Origin of the sequence: Streptomyces sp. SID12501 (genome assembly GCF_010550245.1) — a bacterium.
GTDB lineage: Bacteria > Actinomycetota > Actinomycetes > Streptomycetales > Streptomycetaceae > Streptomyces.
The window spans coordinates 1-1,564 of sequence record NZ_JAAGLU010000098.1; the positions used below are offsets into that span (position 1 = coordinate 1).

Genomic DNA, 1,564 nt, shown 5'->3' on the forward strand with positions numbered 1-1,564 from the left:
GTACTACAGCCTCAGATCATGTGACTTCTGATCGTTGCTGACGTTGTCTGGACATGCTGGTTGATGTGAGTCTTGAGCAAGTCGATGGCTGGGCCGAGGAGTTGGCGGCGCTCACGGAAGGGCTGGGACATCTGTTCGCCCGGCCGGAGCCGCGGGAGGTGTTCGCCGATCTCGTCGAGGGGCTGTTGTCGGACCTGGGCCGCAAGAACGGCTGGACGATGGCGGGGAGGGCCGGGCATGCCACCCCGCACCGGATCCAGAAGTTCCTGGGTGAGGCGTCCTGGAGCGCGGACGCGCTGCTGGCCGAGGTGCAGGCGTACGTGACGCGGGAGTTGGGGGATCCGGGCGCGACGCTGGTGCTGGACGATACCCAGGTGATCAAGAAGGGTGACAGGTCCGTCGGAGTCGGCCACCAGCACTGCGGGACAACCGGTGATGTCCGCAACTGCCAGGTCATGGTGATGCTCACCTACGCCGCCGCGCGTGGTCACACCTTCGTCGACCGGCGCCTGTACCTGCCGCAGTCCTGGACGAAGGACCGTGAGCGGTGCCGGGCGGCCGGGGTGCCCGACGAGGTCACCTTCGCGACCAAGCCGCACCTGGGCCTGGCCATGCTGGAGGCCGCGGTCGTCGGCGGCCTGCCGTTTTCCTGGGTGGCCGCGGACGCGGACTACGGCAAGGACCCCGCCCTCAGGTCCTGGCTGCAGGAACGGAAGATCCGCTACGTACTCGCTGTGCCGGTCACGCTGCCGGTTCAAGGTCCTGCGGGCAAGCCGTACCTGCCGAAGGTCACGGCGGCCGGTGACCTGCTGCACTACGCCACGGTGCGCGAGAAGTGGGAGCGCCGCAGCCAGGGCGAGGGATCCAAGGGGCAGCGTGCCTACGACTGGACCTGGTTCGAGGTCATCCTGCCCGGACAGATGCCGGCCGAGGGCTTCGCCCATCAGCTGCTGATACGCCGCAGCACGGAGAAGAAGCAACTGGCCGGCGGCCGCGTCGACCACGAGTACGCGTACTTCCTTGTCCATTGCCCCGCCGACGACCCGGTCACCGAGGCGGTCGTAAGGGCCGGGGTCCGCTGGAAGATCGAGGAGAACAACGAACTCGCCAAGCAGGTCACCGGACTCGGCCAGTACCAGGTCCGCCGCTGGACCTCCTGGCACCGGCACGTCACCTGCGCAATGCTCGCCCTGGCCTTCCTGACCGTCCAGCGTGCCCGCCACTGCGACCCGGAACCCGAATCCGAAGCCGCTCTCCCCGAACAGCCCGCCGGCCTGAACCCGGCAGACGAGGGAAAAGCACAGGTGACAGCAGGAAGGAGCGCCGCCTTCCGCTGATCCGGCTGACCGTCCCAGCCCTCGCCACGCTCCTCGCGGCCACCGCCCTGACCACCCACCACGGCGACACCTACCACCTCCGGCAGCACCACTGGCGAGCCCTGCACCAGACCCGGGCCACCATCAGCCACTACAACCGGCGCGGCGACCCCCTGCCCACCCGCCTACGCCCCTGGCGGCAACCCGAGCAGAACCGATCACAACCTCAAGATCTGAGGCTGTAGTAC

At 68.2% G+C, this 1,564-nt stretch carries 1 protein-coding gene; it reads left to right on the forward strand.

All coding sequences use genetic code 11. From position 1 onward, the window contains the following. The first annotated feature begins 65 nt into the window (after positions 1-65). A complete protein-coding gene (locus G3I71_RS44560; RefSeq protein WP_203732994.1) occupies positions 66-1,337 on the forward strand; it encodes an IS701 family transposase in 1,272 nt (423 codons plus the stop codon). Positions 1,338-1,564 lie beyond the last annotated feature (227 nt).